The following is a 16,593-nucleotide window of genomic DNA, read 5'->3' as shown; positions in this document are numbered from 1 at the left end:
GATGAGAAGACCGGTCGCTCAGCAGCGGGCATTGCGCCCGCCGCCGCCCCCTGGTGCGCTCTTGCGGGCACAATGTGCCTCCCGTCAGGACTCCGCCACCATGTCGAACACCGAACACTTCATCCCGGGCAAGGACGCCCCGCTCGAAACCTCGATCAGCCGCCTGCAAGGCCTGCTTGCCGCGCGCGGCTTCGCCGTCGAAGAGAGATCCTGGCTCAACCCGGTCGCCGACTGCTGGTCCGTGCACCTGTACGACCGCGACTGCCCGATGCTGTTCTCGAACGGCAAGGGCGGCTCGCGCCTTGCGGCGCTGGCGAGCGCGCTCGGCGAATTCATCGAGCGCCTGTCCTGCAACCACTACTGGACCCACTACCACTTGGGCGAGGCGCTCGCGAAGCACGCGTTTTCGGTCTCGCCCACAGAGCGCTGGTTTCCGATTGACGGCGACGAATGGCCGGAAGGCCTTTTGAGCGCCGAGCTGCGCGCGTTCTACAACCCCGACGACAGCATCCCGGCTTCGACTCTGGTCGAACAGAACACCGGCAACGCGGAGCGCGGCATCTGCGCGCTGCCTCTGGTGCGTCAGCGCGATGGCGAGACGGTCTGGTTCCCGGTCAACGTGATCGGCAACCTCTATCTGAGCAATGGTCTCGCGGCCGGCAACACGGCGCCCGAAGCGCGTGCGCAGTCGCTCTCGGAGATCCTCGAGCGCTACGTCAAATTCCGCGTGCTGCGCGAAGGCCTCTGCCTGCCGCAGATCCCGCCCGAAGTGATCGCGCGCACGCCACGGATCGCAGCCGGCATCGCCGAGCTGCGCGCGGCGGGCTTCGGCATCCGGGTCAGCGACGCATCGCTGGGCGGACAGTTTCCGGTGCTCGTCGTGACCTTGCTCAATCCGCGCGACCACGGCTGCTACGCGAGCTTCGGCGCCCACCCCTGCTTTGAAGTCGCGCTCGAGCGCGCGCTGACCGAGCTCTTGCAAGGCCGGGCGCTGGACGCGCTGGACGGTTTCCCGGCGCCCGGCTTCGACCTCGAAGAGGTGGCCGACCCGCAGAACCTGGAGATCCACTTCGTCGATTCAAGCGGCGTGATCAGCTGGAACTTCTTCGGCGAAGACCCGGACTTCGAGTTCTGCGACTGGAACCACAGCGGCAGCACCCGCGAGGAGTTCGCGTGGCTGGTGCGCTGCATCGAGGAGGCCGGACACGACATCTACATCGCCGACTTTGAACATCTGGGCGCCTACGCGTGCCGGATCCTGGTTCCCGGCATGTCCGAGGTCTACCCGGTCGAAGAGCTCGAATGGGAGAACAGCAGTCGGGGCAATGCGATCCGCCCCGCGCTCGCCCGCCTGCCCGAGCTCGGCGAGGAGGAATGCGCAGCGCTGCTCGACACTCTGGACGAGCTCGAGTTCGCCGACGAGCGCCTGGTCAGCGAAGTGATCGGGCTCGCGCCCGACGCCGACAGCCCCTGGGCGAGTCTGCGCATCGGCGAGCTGAAGACCCTGCTCGCGCTGAGGCAGGGAGACAATGAAGCGGCCGCCGACGGCAGCGCCTGGGTCGCCCAATTCGGCCAGATCGCCGAGGCGCGCAGCTGCGTCTATCGTGCGCTCGAAGCGCTGCTGAGGCTGCCCGAGGCGGGCCGTTTCGACGTCACGATCGCCGTGCTCTATGGCTTTGAGGCACTCGCCAAGGCGAGGGCTCTGATCGCCGGCGAGGATCCCTTCTTCGGTCTGGGAGCCTTGGGCCCGAACTTCGAAGCGAGCGCGAAGCACCAGGCCCTGCTCGCCGAGTACCGCAAGCTCTGGCAGATCTGAATGAGCGGTGCCAGGTCTTGCACTGCGGCCCTCTGAAGCCGCAGTGCAAGACCCGGCACCGAAAGACTTACTTCGCGAGTTTGAAGATCTGAACCTGCTGCTCGCCCAGCTTCACTTCCTGGGTTCCGGGTACGAAGGCCGGCGTTTCGTCGTCAGACTTGCGCGCCTTCTTGCCCTTCTTCGCCGCCTTCGGCGCCGCCTTGTCGGCAATCGCGAGCTTCGCGTTGGCCGGGAACAGCGCCGTCCACTGCTGGCCCTTGAACTCGGGCGGCAGGTCCAGCGTCGCAGCGCGGTAGGCGTAGTTGATCAGCACCAGGATCTTCTCGCCGTCCTTCTCGCGCACGAAGGCGAAGATAGGGTCGTCGTCCTTCGAGATCGGCTTGAACGAGCCGGTCTGCAGTGCCGCTTCCTGGTGGCGCAGCTGGGCGAGCGCCGTATACCAATGCAGCAGCGAGTTCGGATCGGCCTGCTCAGTCGCGACGTTGTGGGTCTTCCAGTTTTCGACGTTCGGGCGGAAAGCCTTTTTCGCAGTCGAGAAGCCGCCGGACGGCTCCTCGGCGGACCAGGCCATCGGTCCGCGGATCGACTGGTCGTCCTGCTCCACCGGTTCCGAGATGCCCAGACCTACTTCTTCGCCGTAGTAGACGAAGGGACGGCCGGGCATCGTGAACAGCGTTGCGGTCGCGAGCTTGTAGCTCTTCTCGTCGCCGTTGAACTGCTTGAACAGCCGCGAGCCGGCGAAGTAGTCGTGGTTCTCGAGGATCGTGCCCATCCGCTCGACCGGCAGAGTGCGCAGGTTGTAGAGCAGGTCGGGCATCACGCGGCCCATCTTGACGCTCTTGATGATGTGCTTCTGGATGCCGAAAGCGAAAGCGCTGCCGCAGGAATCCTTCGCCGAGAACGCGCCCGGATCGCTCGGCGCTTCGCAGACCATGTAACGATTGCCGTAGGAATCGAGCAGGTTCTGGATGTTCTTCATGAACACATGGTTCTCGGGCTGGTTCTCCCAGGCGACCGAGCTGTTCTCGAAGAGCACGCCGACCGCATCGAAGCGGAAGCCATCGACGCCGCGATTGAGCCAGAACTTCAGGTTGTTCATATGGAAGTCGACGACGGCCGGATTGCGCAGGTTGAAGTCCGGCATCGCCTGGTCGAACACCGCGTAGTAGTAGGCGCCGTTCATCCCTTCACGCCACGGGTCTCCGCTGTAGGCGGTCCAGCCCGGGACTTCCTTGTCGCTGAAGATGAACCAGTCGCGGTAGGCCGACTTGCGGCTCCTGTAGGCCGACTCGAAGATCGGGTGAGCGGCCGACGCATGGTTGATCACATAGTCGATGATGATGCCGATGCCGCGCTTGTGCGCTTCGGCGAGCAAGGTGTCGAAGTCGGCGAGCGTGCCGTAGTCGGGCTCGATGTCGCGGTAGTTCGCGACCGCATAGCCGTGGTCGTGGTCATCGCTCTTGAAGACCGGCATCAGCCAGATACCGGTAATGCCGACCGACTTCAGGTAGTCGAGGCGCTGGGTCAGGCCCTTCAGGTCGCCGACTCCATCGCCATTGCTGTCCTGGTAGGAACGAACCAGGATCTCGATGAAAGTGCCCTTCTGATGCCAGTCGGGCGGCAGGCCGTTGTCTTTGCGGATCATCTCGACCTTGCCGACGTCGGCAATCGGCGCGGGATCCGCGGCGGCAGCCGAGCCGATCCCGCCCGCCAGCAGCACTCCCAGTCCGAACGCAGCGGCCAGCACCGCGCGCCCGATTCTCATCTGTGTCATTGTCATCCACCCTGTCGTTGTTGTGCGCAATCGCTCGGACCTCAACGGACCGATCGATGGATTCTAGGCCCGCGACGAAAGAGCCACCCGACCGTAATTGCTATCCGCGGGCTTTGTCCCCCCGGACGAGTCCGGCACAATAGAGGGCATGAAGCCGATGCAACAGAGCGAATTTGACATCCTGATCGTCGGGGCGGGCCTCGCCGGAGCGAGCCTCGCCTGCGCGCTGGCGGCTACGCCTCTGCGCGTCGGAGTCATCGAGGCGCAAGCGCCGCGCCGCGCCGAAGGCTCGGACTCGCGCGTCTATGCACTGAGCCAGGCCAGCGCAGCCTTTCTCGAAGAGCTGAGGATCTGGCCGCTGCTCGATGCCGGGCGCATCGCCCGGGTCGAGAAGATGGAAGTCTTCGGCGACGCCGGAGGCGCAATCGATTTCTCGGCCTGGGATGCAGGCCTCGACGCTCTGGCCTGGATCAGCGAAGCGCGACCGATCGCGCTCGAGCTTTGGGAAAGCTTGCGCCGTCAGGCAAGGCTCACGCTGCTCGAAGGCGCCCGCCCCGCTTCGCTCGAATTCCTGCCCGACCAGGCCCGCCTGACGCTCGCCGACGGACGAACGCTGACGAGTCGCCTCGTCGTCGCCGCCGACGGCGCCGATTCCTGGGTTCGCAAGGCCGCCGGCCTCGAAGCCCGGATCACGCCCTATGACGAGCTCGGCGTCATTGCGAACTTCACGACCGAGCGTCCTCACCGCGACACGGCGAGACAGTGGTTCTGCAAGGATGGCATCCTCGCCTGGCTGCCCCTGCCCGGAAACCGGGTCTCGATGGTCTGGTCCGCTCCGAATGCGACCGCCGAAGCGCTGCTTGCCCTCGCGCCCGACGCTCTGGCCGAGCGGGTCGCCGAAGCGGGCGGGCACTGCCTCGGCAAGTTCGAAACGCTGACGAGCGCCGCAGCCTTCCCGCTGCGGCTGATCCGCGTCCCGACCATCGTCGCGCCACGCCTGGCGCTGATCGGGGATGCCGCACACGCAATCCACCCGCTCACCGGCCACGGCATCAACCTGGGTTTCCAGGATGCTAAAGTGCTCGCCGACGTGCTCGGCGCGCTTCCCGACTACCGTGACTGCGGCGAACTCCCGGTGCTGCGTCGCTACGCGCGCGCCCGCGCCGAGGAAGTGCGGCTGATGCAGACAGCGACTCACATGCTGAACCAGCTGTTCCGCCCGACCCACCCCCTGCTCGCCCGGCTGCGCAACACAGGGATGAGCCTGACGTCCCGAATTCCTGTCGCCAAAACGGTTTTGATCCGTTACGCCGCAGGCCTCATCTGAAAACCGGAGTTTCTATGAAACAAACCCTCGCCGCCGCGCTGGCGGCCCTGCTGATTCCCTGCGCATTCGCCAACGAAGCCGACATCCGCAAGTCGGTCAGCGAGTTCGTCGGGCCGAACAGCATCCAGGCCATCGCGAAGACCCCCTACGGCGGCCTCTACGAAGTTCAGCTCAAGAGCGGCGAAATCGTCTATACGGACGACAAGGCGAGCTTCCTGATCGACGGCCAGATCATCGACGTCAAGCGCAAGCTCAACTTCACGGCCGAGCGCGCGAAGATCCTCGACCGGATCAACTTCGCCGACCTGCCCCTCGCCAACGCGATCAAGACCGTGCGCGGCAACGGCAAACGGGTCATCGCCTCTTTCGAGGACCCGAACTGCGGTTACTGCAAGCGCTTCGCGAAAGAGTTGCAGAGCCTGAAGAACACGACCATCTATACCTTTCTGTATCCGATCCTGACTCCAAACTCGGCGGAAAAATCCAAAGACATCTGGTGCGCGAAGGACCGATCCAAGGCCTGGAACGACTGGATGCTGGAAGGCAAGGTGGCGGCGAGCGCGAACTGCAAGAACCCGGTCGAGCAGAATCTCGCTCTGGGCCACAAGCTGAGGATCACCGGTACGCCGACGATCTATCTCGCCGACGGCACCAAGATCGCCGGAATGCTCGGCGGCGAACAGCTCGAAAAAGCCATCGACAATGCCGAGAAGGCCGCGAAGAAGTAATTGAGCAGGTTCAGCGCGCCCCCCTCTTCTTCCAGGCTTCGAGGAAGGCGAGCGTGACGCGGGCCTCGTTGGTCTCAGCGAGGCCACTGCCGAAGAAGGCGCCGACCTCGCGGAAATCCGAGCCCCCGGCCAGATCCGAGAGGCTGCGGAAGGCGATGAAAGGCACGCTGTTCGCGCGGGCAACGTGGCCCAGCGCGGCGGTTTCCATGTCCACCGCCGTCGCCGACAGCGTCTCGAAAAGATAGGCCCGGTAGTCCGGATTGGCGAGGAAGGCCGACCCTGAAATCCCCCGCCCTCCGACGTGAAGCTGCGGAGTCTGTTCGACGCACTGCAGCGGTTCGCGCGGACCGCAGCGGTCGAGCACGGGGTGGATCGCGCGCGCGACAGCGAGCATCTCGGGATCGGCCTCGTAATCGAAGCGGTATTCGCCCCTGGGACTGTTCGCGGCGTTCATGACGAAGTTCTCGCGCAGGAAGAGGCCGCTCGGCCGGCCCTGCGGCCGATAGTCGGGAAGCGGCTGGCCGTCCTGTCCCGTTGCGAGTTTCAGCCCCAGGCAGCCGATGTCGCCGGTTTTTCCGCAGGCGGCTGGCAGCGAGGCATCGCCATTCCAGTACACCTCCATCGGCATGGCCCAGCGTTCGGGAACCAGCACGTCGCCAACGTGCCTGGCCGGGTCGATGCCGCCCGCGATGCCCGAGAGCAGCAGGCGCTCGATGCGGAAGTGATCGAGCAACAGCTGAGTCGTCATCGTCGCATTCACAATGCTGACGCCCGAGAGCACGATGACCACCTTGTTGCCGGCGAGCTCGCCGGTCGTGAACAGGTTGCCGTTGATCCGCCACTGCCGCCGATGGCGGGTGCTCGCCAACAGGATGTCGGCCTCCGCGCCAAAAGCGGAAACGATCCCTATCCGGGGCGAGCAATCGCTGAGGCAGCGCGGCGCGGCCAAGGCAGCGCCTGAGCCCAGAGCCAGCAACAACAAGGCAAGACAACAAAGAAAACGGTACACGGAGGATCTCCTGAAAACGATGACAGCCAAGCCTGGCCCTGCACGATAGCCGCACAGCGTGACATCCGTATGGCCCCGGATGCTGCCGAATCTGCTAAGTTTGCTGCCCTGATCCGGATTTTCGCGCAGTTGCAATGTTCCGATCGGGGAAAGGTGTGCCGCAAGGCAGGGCTTGACCCCGGAAATGCTGTTTCTTGTCGGGAGATGAAGATGAAGCAGTTCGGTGCGGAGTTCCTCGGTACTTTCTGGCTCGTCCTCGGCGGCTGCGGTAGCGCCGTGCTGGCCGCCACCTTCCCCAACGTCGGAATCGGGCTGCTGGGCGTCTCGCTCGCTTTCGGGCTGACCGTGCTGACGATGGCCTATGCGATCGGCCACATCTCGGGCTGCCACCTGAATCCGGCGGTATCGATCGGCCTGTGGGCCGGCGGCCGTTTCCCGGCCAACAAGCTTCTCCCCTACATCGTCGCCCAGGTACTGGGGGCGATCGCGGCGGGCGGCATTCTCTACCTGATCGCCAGCGGCGCAGCGGGCTTCGACGTCGCCAAAGGTTTCGCGTCCAACGGCTATGGCGAGCACTCGCCCGGCGGCTATTCGCTGCAAGCCGCGCTGCTGATCGAGATCGTGATGACGATGTTCTTCGTGCTGGTGATCCTCGGCGCGACCGACCAACGCGCCCCGGCCGGCTTCGCGCCGTTGCCGATCGGCCTCGCACTAACCTTGATCCACCTCGTCAGCATCCCGGTCACCAACACCTCGGTCAACCCGGCGCGCAGCACCGGGGTTGCGCTCTATGCCGGCGGCTGGGCCATCGAGCAGCTGTGGCTGTTCTGGTTGGCCCCGATCATCGGCGCGCTGATCGGCGCACTGGCCTACCGCCTGATCGGCAGCGAGAAATAACTAGCGGGTTCAGGTCTTGCATCAATGCAAGACCTGAACCCAGAGACTCACCCTTCGAGAGCTGGACCATGCCCCTGAACGTCACCATCGTCACGACCGCCAACCGCACCCGCCGCTACACGCAAACCGACACTCTGTGCATCCAGGAAGTGCTCGATGCGCTGCACCGCAGCGGTCAGCTCTTTTCGAGCCGGACGCTGATCATTGGGTCGGATCGCGAGACCGAGATCTTCACGCCTTCGGCGATCACCCGGGTCGAAATTGCGGTCGAACAGAACCTCGACGCCTACCTGCCGCCCGGCGGCCGATTCCAGATGCGCAAGCTCGCCGCAGACGAGACCCCCGAGACGCAGATCAGCGACACGGACTTCTCGGGCAGGGTCGACTTCTACTTTGCGGGGGGAGATACCGTCGCGCTGCTCGTCAGCGGTCCCCGCTCGAACGACGCGAGCGGACGGCTGATGAACCTGACCCGACTCTTCGAACAGGCCGTGCTGCACTACGAGCTGCCCGGAGGCGGAATCGGCCTGATCAATCCGGCCAATCTGACCCGGATCCAGATCGCGGCCGGAGTCGAAAAACTCCCCGTGGGTTCCTGGCAACTCCAAGCGCTCTGAGCCCCCCTCGCAGCAAAGCGACTCAAGCCCCAGGGAGTCTTCGAAGCTCAATTCGCGAGCGGCGCGCCCGCCCATTGCGGGCCGGCGGCCGGACTGGCCGCGCCGGTCGTCATCAAGGCTCGGGCCTGGGACACCTGCTCCCCGAGCTTCGCGACACCGGGACCGGGCATCGCGGCCGCGAGCAGGCGTTCGGCGTTTTCGACGTGCTGAAGCGCGCCGCGCTGCGGGCCGTTGAGCGAGGCTTCGGAATTGGCCCAGGCCAGCTCGGTCCAGACGTGGGCGCAGAGCTTCGTGAAAGGATCGTAGCCCGGGTATTTCGAGAAGATGTCCAGAGCCCTCTGGTATTCGACCCGCCCGCCCTCGGCATGACCTTGCAGGAATCTCAGGTTGGCCCTCATCCGGATCGCGGCGATCTCGGTGTTGAAATCCTTCGCGAACTGCGTCGCCTTTTCGAGAAATTCGCCCGCCCCTTCCAGGTCGTAAGCATTCTGCAGCGCGAGCGCGACCGCGTAATACTCGACCGCCGTGACCGACTTCGCCGGCAGCTTGCCGGCGATCTCGGCGGCCTGTCGCGCGAGCAGCGTGTTCTCCTGGTTGATGAAGCCGCCGATTGCGGACATCGCGGCCGGATCCGCTTCGTACTTCTTGATGTTCTCGACGTTCTCGCGCGGCAAGGTGCTGAGCCGCTGCAAAAGCCCCCGCAACTCCTGCCTCAGGTTCAGGATGTCCTGCTCGTGCATCCGGTAATAGGAGAAGAGGGTCGTGCCGGACGAGAAGACGAGCGCGATGATGGCCACCCACAGCGACACGTCTTCATACCAGGGCGAGCGGCCCGCAACGAGAATCTGCAGCGCGTCGATCTGCCGCTTCATCTCGTCCAGCCGCTGCTCCAGATTTGCGATCATCGCCGCGCGCCCGCGTCCGCCTAGACGGTTCGGGTGATCAGAACGTCGAGGAACCCGCTGTTGTTGCTGTACGCGAAGGCCGAATCGTTCGCGAAGAAATAGAGAAAGCCGTCCTTCTCGATTGTGATCTCGGCCTGCTGGCCGGTCACGATCAGCTGGGATTGCGTGTCGACGTGGCCGACCCCGCGTACCAGGCTCTCCACTTCGCCGGAAACGAAATTGCCGGCGGTCGGATTCTTCAGTTCAAGGGCCAGATCCGGGTGGATCGCCGCGACCAGCGCGAACCACGGCGCATCCTCGACCCGGCGCGATGCCTCGAGAAGATGCAGGATCCGGCTGTTCGACGCATAGCCACGGGCATCGACCGGACTCGTCTTGTCCGTCCAGACTCCGTCCGCACTGATCTGGTAACACTCCCCGGCCCTCACTTCGAGGCCGGCGGCATTCCACCACTTCTGCGCGAAGACGATGCAGTCGAAACACTTCCCCGGCTCGGCGAGGCGTCGGGTCGGCAAGGGCTCACGGACGGGAAGCAGTTTTTCCTCGGGAGCGGGGCCAGTGTAGAAGCCGGCGCAGCCAGGCATCTTCTTCAGCGCGGCGGGACGGTAGTCGGGCCGTCTGGCGAGGCGCTCGAGCACTGTCGCCGAGAGCGTGGCATCGGCAGGAATCTGGCGCGGGCAGCGCGGCCGCAGCTGCCAGATCAGCTTGCGCGCTTCGTCATGCCTGTCCTCGGACGAGTTCGGCGCAAACTCATCGCCCAGCTCATGGGTGTCCAGAACCAGCCCTTCCCTGAGGCCGTTGATCTCATCGACCATCCACTGCAGCGCCCCGTCGGAGAGCCCCGTGTGCCTGTAGCCGCCCCCGACGTCGCCGTGCACACCGGGGAACCAGACCTGACGGATGCCCTCGCGCGGATTCCACAGAGCGGGCGTGAAGTCGGAGCGGGTCTCGTCGATCGCCAGAGCCTGACGACCGTTCTCGATTCGCGGGTTCAGATCCCGGTCGGCGAACTCGAACAGCCTCGCCTCCATGTCGTCGACAAGGCGCACCCCGTTGAACAGCGGGATGCCCAAAGCGCCGACCGTGTCCCAGACTCCGACCAGGCGGATCGGCATCGTGTCCTTGTCATGCCAGTAACGCTTGCCCCGCTCTTCGAGCTTGCCGTGCTTGAACTCGAACCACAGCGCTTCGGCCCGGCTCTCGCTGTCCTCGCTGCCCGCTTCGTACATCAGCCCGGCTCCGGCAATCAGGCCGGCCAGGCTGCGCGCGGACCAGGCTCCCCGCGAGAAGCCGAAGATCCAGATCTTGTCGCCCGGCAGGTAGACGCGCGAGACGAGGCCGAAGGCATCGATGACCCGGTCGTGCAAGCCTATCCCCATGCTGCCGCCCAACGCGCCCTGGTGCCTTCCCCGGGCGCCGACGCCTTCAAGGTAGAAGGAATGGACGCTGGCGCTGCCCTTGAACAAATGGGCGCGCATCGTCCCCTGCTCGGGGATCGCCTGTTCGGTTCCAGGCAGCAGCCGGAAGAGACGATAAACATTCGTCTTCTCGGTCGGATCGTTCCAGGTCCCATCCATGCAGACGACAATCTGTTTGTTCATTTCATTCTCCTTTGCCGAATCCCCGCGCAGCCGGCCTTACCCTGTGCCAGGGCACGAACCAGATGCAGATCAGGACAAGAACATCGAGACCGAGATGAAAAGCGCCGACCCGCCAGCGTTCGGGCGGCATCGCCGCGCTGGCCACCGCCTGCGCAGGACAGTCGCCGAGCAGGATCAGGAGCTGGCGGCGCTGCTCGTCGATCGCATCGATGACCCCCAGGTTTGACAGCGCAACGCCAATGAAGCCGACGCTCAGCAGCAGCTTGATCGAGACCCGAGCTGTGAAGGGCTTGCCCGAAGCCATCAGCCCGAGCAGCCCGAGCACCAGCGCGAGATAGAGGTTCCAGTAGAAATTCAGCGCATCGGCTCTGGCGAAGATCAGAGCAAGCAGCTTGAGCTGATCGTCCATCGCATTCCCAGCCCCATACCGGGTCGATGGATTCAACATAGGACATCGCCGCCGCGATGAAAGCCTGATCGCGCAACGGTTTGCGGACGAAGGGCATAAGGCCGCGCAGATCCTGCGCGGATTCAGACCGGGCGAGCGTTCGCCCCGGGCAGGCGGATCTCGAACTCGGTCATCCGTTCCGCCGAGCGGACCGCGATCTGCCCGCCGTGGGCTTCGACGATGGAGCGGGTGATCGCGAGGCCCAGCCCGGCCCCGTCGCTGACGCGCACCCGGGCCGGATCGACCCGGTAGAAGCGGTCGAAGAGCCGGGGCAGATGCTCGGGTGCGATGGTTTCCCCGCGGTTGCGCAGGCGGATGCTGACCGCATCCCCATGCTCGGCGAGTTCGAGTTCGACCCGGCTGTCCGGATCGGCATGGCGGATCGCATTGGCGAGCAGATTGGCCAGCGCGCGGCGGATCATCAGCGGGTCGGCGAGAAGCCTCGCTTCGCCGATCCGCACCAGCTTCAGGCCCTTCTCCGTGGCCAGAGCCTCGAAGTATTCGAGCAGCGCATCGGCCTCTGCGGCCAGGGCCAGCTCCTCGCGCCGGGGAAGCAGCAGGCCGTTGTCCGCCTTCGCGATATAGAGCATGTCGGACACCATCCGCGAGAGCCGCTCGAACTCCTCGAGGTTCGAGAACAGCACCTCCCGATATTCGTCGGGCGAGCGCTCGCGCGTCAGCAACACCTGGGTTTGGGTCGTCAGGTTCGCGATCGGCGTCCTGAGCTCGTGCGCGAGGTCGGAGGAGAACTCGGACAGCCGGACGAAGGACGCTTCGAGGCGTTCGAGCATCGCGTTGAACGCATCGGCGAGCTCATCGAGTTCGCGGGGCAGCTTTTCGACCCGCAAGCGCTCGGCGAGCCGGCTCGCACTGATCTGGCTCGCCAAATGCGCCAGATCGCGCAGGGGTTTGAGCGAGCGGCGGGTGATCAGCACGCTCAACAGCGCGACGAGCAGGATGGCCGCGCCGACCACCAGCGCCAGGCTGCGCCGGAAAGAGCGCAGGAAGTGCTCGTGGTGTTCGATGTCGACGGCCAGAGACAGGATCAAAGGCGGCTCACCGGCGATCGCGGTCGGCACTGCGACCGAGAAACCGCGCATTTCGACTCCGCCGACCGCGATCTTGTGCGGGACGATCGGGCCCTGGGCAAGCGGCAGGCCGGAAAGCGAGGCCGGTGGCGAGATCGTCGAGAACAGCACCGCACCGGAAGCCTTCGCGATCTGCAGCTCCAGCCCGTGGTAGCCGATCAGCGCTTCTTCGATCCGCACGGGCAGCGCCGCAAGCTCAGTGCGGGTGCGCAGAGCGCCCAGGGTCCCGCGGGCGAGGGCCAGCTTGCCCTCCATCACTTCCATGTCCTGCTCGACGAAATGCTGCTCGACCGAAGCTTCGATCAAGGCTCCGGCCAGCGCGAAGACGCCGGCGGCGGCCAGAGAATAGAGCCAGGCGAGGCGGACGCCTAACGATGCCGCCCTCTTCACGCCGCTTCCTCGTCGAGCACATAGCCCATGCCGCGAACGGTGCGGATCAGCTTGGGTTCGAAACCATCGTCGATCTTCGCGCGCAGACGGCGCACGGCCACCTCGATCACGTTGGTGTCGCTGTCGAAGTTCATGTCCCAGACCTGGGACGCGATCAGCGAGCGGGGCAGCACTTCGCCGCGCCGGCGCAGCAGCAGTTCGAGCAGCGCGAACTCCTTCGCGGTCAGATCGATGCGCTGACCGGCCCGGCTGACCCGGCGCCGCCTCAGATCCATTTCGAGATCGGCAGCCACCAAGCTCTCGGCATCGAGGCTCTTGCCGCGCCGCAGCAGGCTGCGCACGCGGGCCAAGAGCTCCGAGAACGCGAAAGGCTTGACCAGATAGTCGTCGGCGCCCGCCTCCAGCCCCCTGACGCGGTCCTCGACCGCATCGCGCGCGGTCAGAAAGAGCACCGGAGTGCGCTTGCCGGCCCGCCGGATCGCGCCCAACACGGCCCAACCGTCCATGCCGGGCAGCATCACGTCGAGGATCACCAGATCGAAGTCTTCACCGAGCGCGAGGTGGGCGCCATCGACGCCGTCGCGCGCGAGATCAGTCACGAAACCGGCCTCGGCGAGCCCCTGCTTCAGGTAGTCCCCCGTCTTCGGCTCGTCCTCGACAACCAGAATCCTCATAGCCCCTCCATTCCGGAACCGGATTGTGCCGTAAGGCCTGGAAAAGAGGGCCAGATTACGGGAATGTAATCCGCAGGTCAGCTTGCGGTCAGCGGGTTTTTCCGATCATCGCAGAACCGAAACCCAAGAGACTCCGATGAAAGCCACCCTCCCCCTCGCCCTGGTCCTTCTCCTCGCCGCCCCGCTCGCGAGCGCGGCCGAGCACGCCGACAGCCACGCGATGCACCACGACACCGAGGCCTCCGCGAAGAAAGTCCCGCTGTCGCAGGGCACGGTCAAAAAGCTGGACAAGGCGAAGGGCCTCGTCACGATCGCGCACGGCCCGCTGGCAAACCTCGACATGCCGGCGATGACGATGAGTTTCAAGCTCAATGATCCCGCCTGGCTGGACCAATTGAAACCAGGCGACAGGATTTCCTTCCTCGCCGAGGAGATCGGCGGCGCGCTGACGGTGACCCGCCTCGAACGCAAGTGATCCGGGCGAAGTCGTGATCCGCAAAGGGGAAAGCATGAGCCGAAAACAGACACAGCTGGGGCTCGCCGTCGCGGCAGTGCTGTTCGCCGCGACCGCGCACGCCGATCCGGGCCGCTCGGTCGAAGAGCTGCTCGACCTGGCTCGTGCGGGCAATCCGACGCTGCGCGCGGCACAGAGCGAAGCCGAGGCCGCGCGCGAGCGCATCCAACCCGCCGGTGCGCTGCCCGACCCGATGCTGAAGATAGAGCTGATGGACCTGACGAACATGGGCGAGACGGGCCCCCGCTTCTCGCCTTCCCAGGTCGGCAGCACGCAATACACGATCAGCCAGCAGCTGCCGCTGTGGGGCAAACGCGAACTGCGCCGGGGACAGGCCGAAACGCAGGCCCGCGTCGCCGGGCATGGCGCCGAGGACATGACGCTGGAGCTGCTGACTCTGGTCAAGCGCGGCTATGCGCAGTACTGGCAGGTCGTCAGGACACAGGCGCTGAGCCGGGAGATCGCCGAACTCGACGAGCAGCTGGAGAAGCTTGCGCGGACCCGTTACGCGGCCGGGCTGGGCGTCCAGCAGGACGTGATTCGCGCCCAGCTCGAACTGAGCATGGTCAGGCAGGAACAGATCCAGCTCGACGCGGAGCGCCGCTCGCTGCACGCGATGCTCAACGGCCTCTTGGCCCGCCGCGCCGATGCACCGCTGGCGGACCCGCAGATCCTGCGCCCCCTGCCCCCCGCCGCAGCGCTGACGATCGAGGCACTGATCGCGCGGCTGAAAGCGCGCAATCCGCAGATCGCCGCCGAAGCTGAAAAAATCATCGGGGCCGAGAAGGGACGTGAACTCACCTACCGGAATCGGCTGCCCGACCTGAACCTCGGCATCACCCCGGTCCAGAAGGGATCGGGCCTGCGCGAGTGGCAGCTGATGTTCGAAGTGAACCTGCCGCTGCAGTTCGAAACCCGCCGCAGCCAGGAGAGGGAAGCCGCACGGATGCTCGACGCAGCCCAGGCGCGCGCCGACTCGCTCGAGAGCCGGCTGATCGCCGAGCTCTCCGGCGCCGCGCTGGCTCTGGAGAGCTCGCGCCAGATCGAAGCGCAGACCGAGACGACGCTGATTCCGCTGACCGAAGCGAGCCTTCGCGCCGCGCTGGTCGGCTACGAGAACGGCCGCGTCGATTTCGCGACGCTGCTCGAAGCCCAGCGGGCGATCCGCAAGGTCAAGCAGGACCTGATCCGCGTGCGCGCCGACCAGCAGGCCCGCCTCGCCGACCTGGAGAGACTGACAGGAGACACCCAGTGAAGCGCACACTGACAATCGCCGCCCTCGCGCTGCTCCTGCTCGCCGCGGTGGGTGCCGGCTACTGGCTGGGACACCGCAGCACCGCGACGGGCACCGCAACAGCCCGAACGGATCAAACGAAGAAGATCCTCTATTACCGCAACCCGATGGGCCTCGCCGACACCTCCCCGGTCCCGAAGAAGGATCCGATGGGGATGGACTACATCCCGGTCTTCGCCGGCGGGGACGATGGCAGCGCGGACAGCGCCCTGCAGATCAGGATCAGCGCCGACAAGGTGCAGAAGCTGGGCGTGCGCACCGAGCTCGCGACCGTGCGCACGCTCGCCCGCGAGGTTCGCGCGCTGGGCCGGGTCGAAATCGACGAGAGCCGCATCAATGCGGTCGCCCCGAGATTCGAGGGCTGGGTCGAACGCCTTCACGTCAAGGTGACCGGACAGCCCGTCGTCAAGGGCCAGGCGCTGTTCGAGGTCTGGAGCCCGGAGCTGGCGTCCGCGCAGAGCGAATACGCGATCGCCCGCCAGAGCGCCGAAGCGATGAAAAACGCCGAGGCTTCGGCCCATGAGAGCATGAGCGCGCTGGCCGACGCTTCACTGGCCCGTTTGAAGAACTGGGGCCTCGCCGCAGGCGACACCCAGGCCCTCTCCCGCCACGGCCAGGCCCGACGGGCACTGACGCTGCGCTCGCCGGTCTCGGGCATCGTGATCGAGAAGAAGGCCGTGCAGGGGATGCGCTTCGCCCCCGGCGATACGCTCTACCAGATCGCGGATCTGTCTTCGGTCTGGGTCATCGCCGACGCAAACGAGCAGGACATCGCCCGGATCCAGACCGGGCAGAAGGCCAGGATCACGGTCAATGCGTATCCGGGCAAGGAATTCATCGGCCGGGTCAGCTTCATCTCGCCGACCCTGAAGAGCGAAACGCGCACGGTGCCGGTCCGCGTCGAACTCGCCAATCCCGGCGGACGGCTCAAGCCGGGCCTGTTCGCCGCGATGACGCTTGAAGCCCCACAGGCGGCACCTGCGCTGACCGTCCCCAGCTCGGCAGTCATCGACAGCGGCACCCGCCAGATCGTGCTGGTTCAGCTCGGCGAAGGTCGTTTCGAGCCGCGCACCGTCAGGCTGGGCGCGCGCTCGGACGCTTACGTCGAGGTGCTCGATGGCATCAAGAGCGGCGAGTCGGTCGTCGTCGCCGCGAACTTCCTGATCGACGCGGAGAGCAATCTGAAAGCCGCCCTCGGCAGCTTTTCTCACCCCGCCGCCAAACCCGCCGCATCCGCCTCAGCGCCGCAGGCCAAGGCCAGCGCGGGTCATCGCGGAGAAGGGAAGATCGACGCCATCGATGCGCAGACGGGGGCGATCACGATCGCCCACCAGCCGATCGCCAGCCTCAAGTGGCCGGCGATGACGATGGACTTCGTGCTCGCCAATGCCGCCCTCGCCCGGGGCATCCAGGCTGGAACCCCGGTGAAATTCGAGTTCGTCGAGCGCAAACCAGGAGAGTGGGTGATCACGAAGCTCGAAGCCGCGCCAAACGGCCACGCGGGGCACTGA

15 protein-coding genes are annotated in these 16,593 nt (G+C 65.6%); 8 read left to right on the top strand and 7 right to left on the bottom strand.

What is annotated here, in order from left to right; all coding sequences use genetic code 11:
* Positions 1–100 precede the first annotated feature (100 nt).
* The gene (gene ycaO / locus ACHFB9_RS04515) at positions 101–1,816 is read left to right on the top strand and encodes a 30S ribosomal protein S12 methylthiotransferase accessory factor YcaO (RefSeq protein WP_417069790.1); all 1,716 of its coding nucleotides are present in this window, start codon (positions 101–103) and stop codon (positions 1,814–1,816) included.
* A gap of 67 nt (positions 1,817–1,883) precedes the next feature.
* On the opposite strand, the gene ACHFB9_RS04510 is transcribed toward ycaO, so the two are convergent.
* The gene (locus ACHFB9_RS04510) at positions 1,884–3,596 is read right to left on the bottom strand and encodes an alpha-amylase family glycosyl hydrolase (protein ID WP_417069789.1); all 1,713 of its coding nucleotides are present in this window, start codon (positions 3,594–3,596) and stop codon (positions 1,884–1,886) included.
* Positions 3,597–3,738: 142 nt separating this feature from the next.
* Here ACHFB9_RS04510 and ACHFB9_RS04505 point away from each other — a divergent pair, with 142 nt between their 5' ends.
* Both ACHFB9_RS04505 and ACHFB9_RS04500 read left to right on the top strand, forming a co-directional pair.
* Positions 3,739–4,917, top strand: coding sequence for a UbiH/UbiF family hydroxylase (locus ACHFB9_RS04505; RefSeq protein ID WP_417069788.1), 1,179 nt, complete (start codon positions 3,739–3,741; stop codon positions 4,915–4,917).
* Between the two features lie 14 nt (positions 4,918–4,931).
* Positions 4,932–5,645, top strand: coding sequence for a DsbC family protein (locus tag ACHFB9_RS04500; protein WP_417069787.1), 714 nt, complete (start codon positions 4,932–4,934; stop codon positions 5,643–5,645).
* Positions 5,646–5,655: 10 nt separating this feature from the next.
* On the opposite strand, the gene ACHFB9_RS04495 is transcribed toward ACHFB9_RS04500, so the two are convergent.
* Positions 5,656–6,654 (bottom strand): 5'-methylthioadenosine/S-adenosylhomocysteine nucleosidase, encoded by a 999-nt coding sequence (locus ACHFB9_RS04495; RefSeq protein ID WP_417069786.1) that lies wholly within the window; start codon positions 6,652–6,654, stop codon positions 5,656–5,658.
* 210 nt (positions 6,655–6,864) lie between these two features.
* On the opposite strand from ACHFB9_RS04495, the gene aqpZ reads away from it, so the two are divergent.
* Together aqpZ and ACHFB9_RS04485 are read left to right on the top strand one after the other, a co-directional pair.
* Entirely contained in the window at positions 6,865–7,551 is a 687-nt protein-coding gene (gene aqpZ / locus ACHFB9_RS04490) for an aquaporin Z (protein WP_417069785.1), read from the top strand.
* A gap of 68 nt (positions 7,552–7,619) precedes the next feature.
* Positions 7,620–8,168, top strand: a complete 549-nt coding sequence (locus ACHFB9_RS04485; protein ID WP_417069784.1) for a hypothetical protein — start codon at positions 7,620–7,622, stop codon at positions 8,166–8,168.
* A gap of 47 nt (positions 8,169–8,215) precedes the next feature.
* Here the strand turns inward: ACHFB9_RS04485 and ACHFB9_RS04480 are convergent, their stop codons facing one another.
* From ACHFB9_RS04480 to ACHFB9_RS04460, 5 genes are all read right to left on the bottom strand, one after another.
* Entirely contained in the window at positions 8,216–9,073 is an 858-nt protein-coding gene (locus tag ACHFB9_RS04480; protein ID WP_417069783.1) for a hypothetical protein, read from the bottom strand.
* Positions 9,074–9,093: 20 nt separating this feature from the next.
* Complete coding sequence (locus ACHFB9_RS04475) at positions 9,094–10,674, bottom strand: DUF2235 domain-containing protein (RefSeq protein WP_417069782.1); 1,581 nt, start codon at positions 10,672–10,674, stop codon at positions 9,094–9,096.
* A gap of 1 nt (position 10,675) precedes the next feature.
* Positions 10,676–11,083 (bottom strand): hypothetical protein, encoded by a 408-nt coding sequence (locus ACHFB9_RS04470; RefSeq protein WP_417069781.1) that lies wholly within the window; start codon positions 11,081–11,083, stop codon positions 10,676–10,678.
* 122 nt (positions 11,084–11,205) lie between these two features.
* Entirely contained in the window at positions 11,206–12,600 is a 1,395-nt protein-coding gene (locus ACHFB9_RS04465; protein WP_417069780.1) for a heavy metal sensor histidine kinase, read from the bottom strand.
* Entirely contained in the window at positions 12,597–13,274 is a 678-nt protein-coding gene (locus tag ACHFB9_RS04460) for a heavy metal response regulator transcription factor (protein WP_417069779.1), read from the bottom strand. Before ACHFB9_RS04460 ends, ACHFB9_RS04465 begins: the two co-directional genes overlap by 4 nt.
* A 136-nt stretch (positions 13,275–13,410) precedes the next feature.
* On the opposite strand from ACHFB9_RS04460, the gene ACHFB9_RS04455 reads away from it, so the two are divergent.
* The 3 genes from ACHFB9_RS04455 to ACHFB9_RS04445 are packed head-to-tail and all read left to right on the top strand — an operon-like array spanning position 13,411 to position 16,593.
* The gene (locus tag ACHFB9_RS04455) at positions 13,411–13,749 is read left to right on the top strand and encodes a copper-binding protein (protein WP_417069778.1); all 339 of its coding nucleotides are present in this window, start codon (positions 13,411–13,413) and stop codon (positions 13,747–13,749) included.
* Positions 13,750–13,783: 34 nt separating this feature from the next.
* On the top strand, positions 13,784–15,043 hold the full coding sequence (locus tag ACHFB9_RS04450) for a TolC family protein (protein WP_417069777.1): 1,260 nt from the start codon (positions 13,784–13,786) through the stop codon (positions 15,041–15,043).
* The gene (locus ACHFB9_RS04445) at positions 15,040–16,593 is read left to right on the top strand and encodes an efflux RND transporter periplasmic adaptor subunit (RefSeq protein WP_417069776.1); all 1,554 of its coding nucleotides are present in this window, start codon (positions 15,040–15,042) and stop codon (positions 16,591–16,593) included. The genes ACHFB9_RS04450 and ACHFB9_RS04445 overlap by 4 nt, the downstream gene beginning before the upstream one ends.

It is taken from the genome of Niveibacterium terrae (genome assembly GCF_048213115.1).
Lineage (GTDB): Bacteria > Pseudomonadota > Gammaproteobacteria > Burkholderiales > Rhodocyclaceae > Niveibacterium > Niveibacterium terrae.
Note: the sequence above shows the minus strand (reverse complement) of the source record. Positions and strands in the feature narration are given on the sequence as shown.

Excerpts from the sequence above, each read along its gene's own strand:
- ACHFB9_RS04470 (WP_417069781.1), bottom strand. The coding sequence starts at position 11,083 with ATGGACGATCAGCTCAAGCTGCTTGCTCTGATCTTCGCCAGAGCCGAT.
- ACHFB9_RS04485 (WP_417069784.1), top strand. The coding sequence starts at position 7,620 with ATGCCCCTGAACGTCACCATCGTCACGACCGCCAACCGCACCCGCCGC.
- ACHFB9_RS04455 (WP_417069778.1), top strand. The coding sequence starts at position 13,411 with ATGAAAGCCACCCTCCCCCTCGCCCTGGTCCTTCTCCTCGCCGCCCCG.
- aqpZ (WP_417069785.1), top strand. The coding sequence starts at position 6,865 with ATGAAGCAGTTCGGTGCGGAGTTCCTCGGTACTTTCTGGCTCGTCCTC.
- ACHFB9_RS04510 (WP_417069789.1), bottom strand. The coding sequence starts at position 3,596 with ATGACAATGACACAGATGAGAATCGGGCGCGCGGTGCTGGCCGCTGCG.
- ACHFB9_RS04475 (WP_417069782.1), bottom strand. The coding sequence starts at position 10,674 with ATGAACAAACAGATTGTCGTCTGCATGGATGGGACCTGGAACGATCCG.
- ycaO (WP_417069790.1), top strand. The coding sequence starts at position 101 with ATGTCGAACACCGAACACTTCATCCCGGGCAAGGACGCCCCGCTCGAA.
- ACHFB9_RS04505 (WP_417069788.1), top strand. The coding sequence starts at position 3,739 with ATGAAGCCGATGCAACAGAGCGAATTTGACATCCTGATCGTCGGGGCG.
- ACHFB9_RS04460 (WP_417069779.1), bottom strand. The coding sequence starts at position 13,274 with ATGAGGATTCTGGTTGTCGAGGACGAGCCGAAGACGGGGGACTACCTG.
- ACHFB9_RS04480 (WP_417069783.1), bottom strand. The coding sequence starts at position 9,073 with ATGATCGCAAATCTGGAGCAGCGGCTGGACGAGATGAAGCGGCAGATC.
- ACHFB9_RS04500 (WP_417069787.1), top strand. The coding sequence starts at position 4,932 with ATGAAACAAACCCTCGCCGCCGCGCTGGCGGCCCTGCTGATTCCCTGC.
- ACHFB9_RS04450 (WP_417069777.1), top strand. The coding sequence starts at position 13,784 with ATGAGCCGAAAACAGACACAGCTGGGGCTCGCCGTCGCGGCAGTGCTG.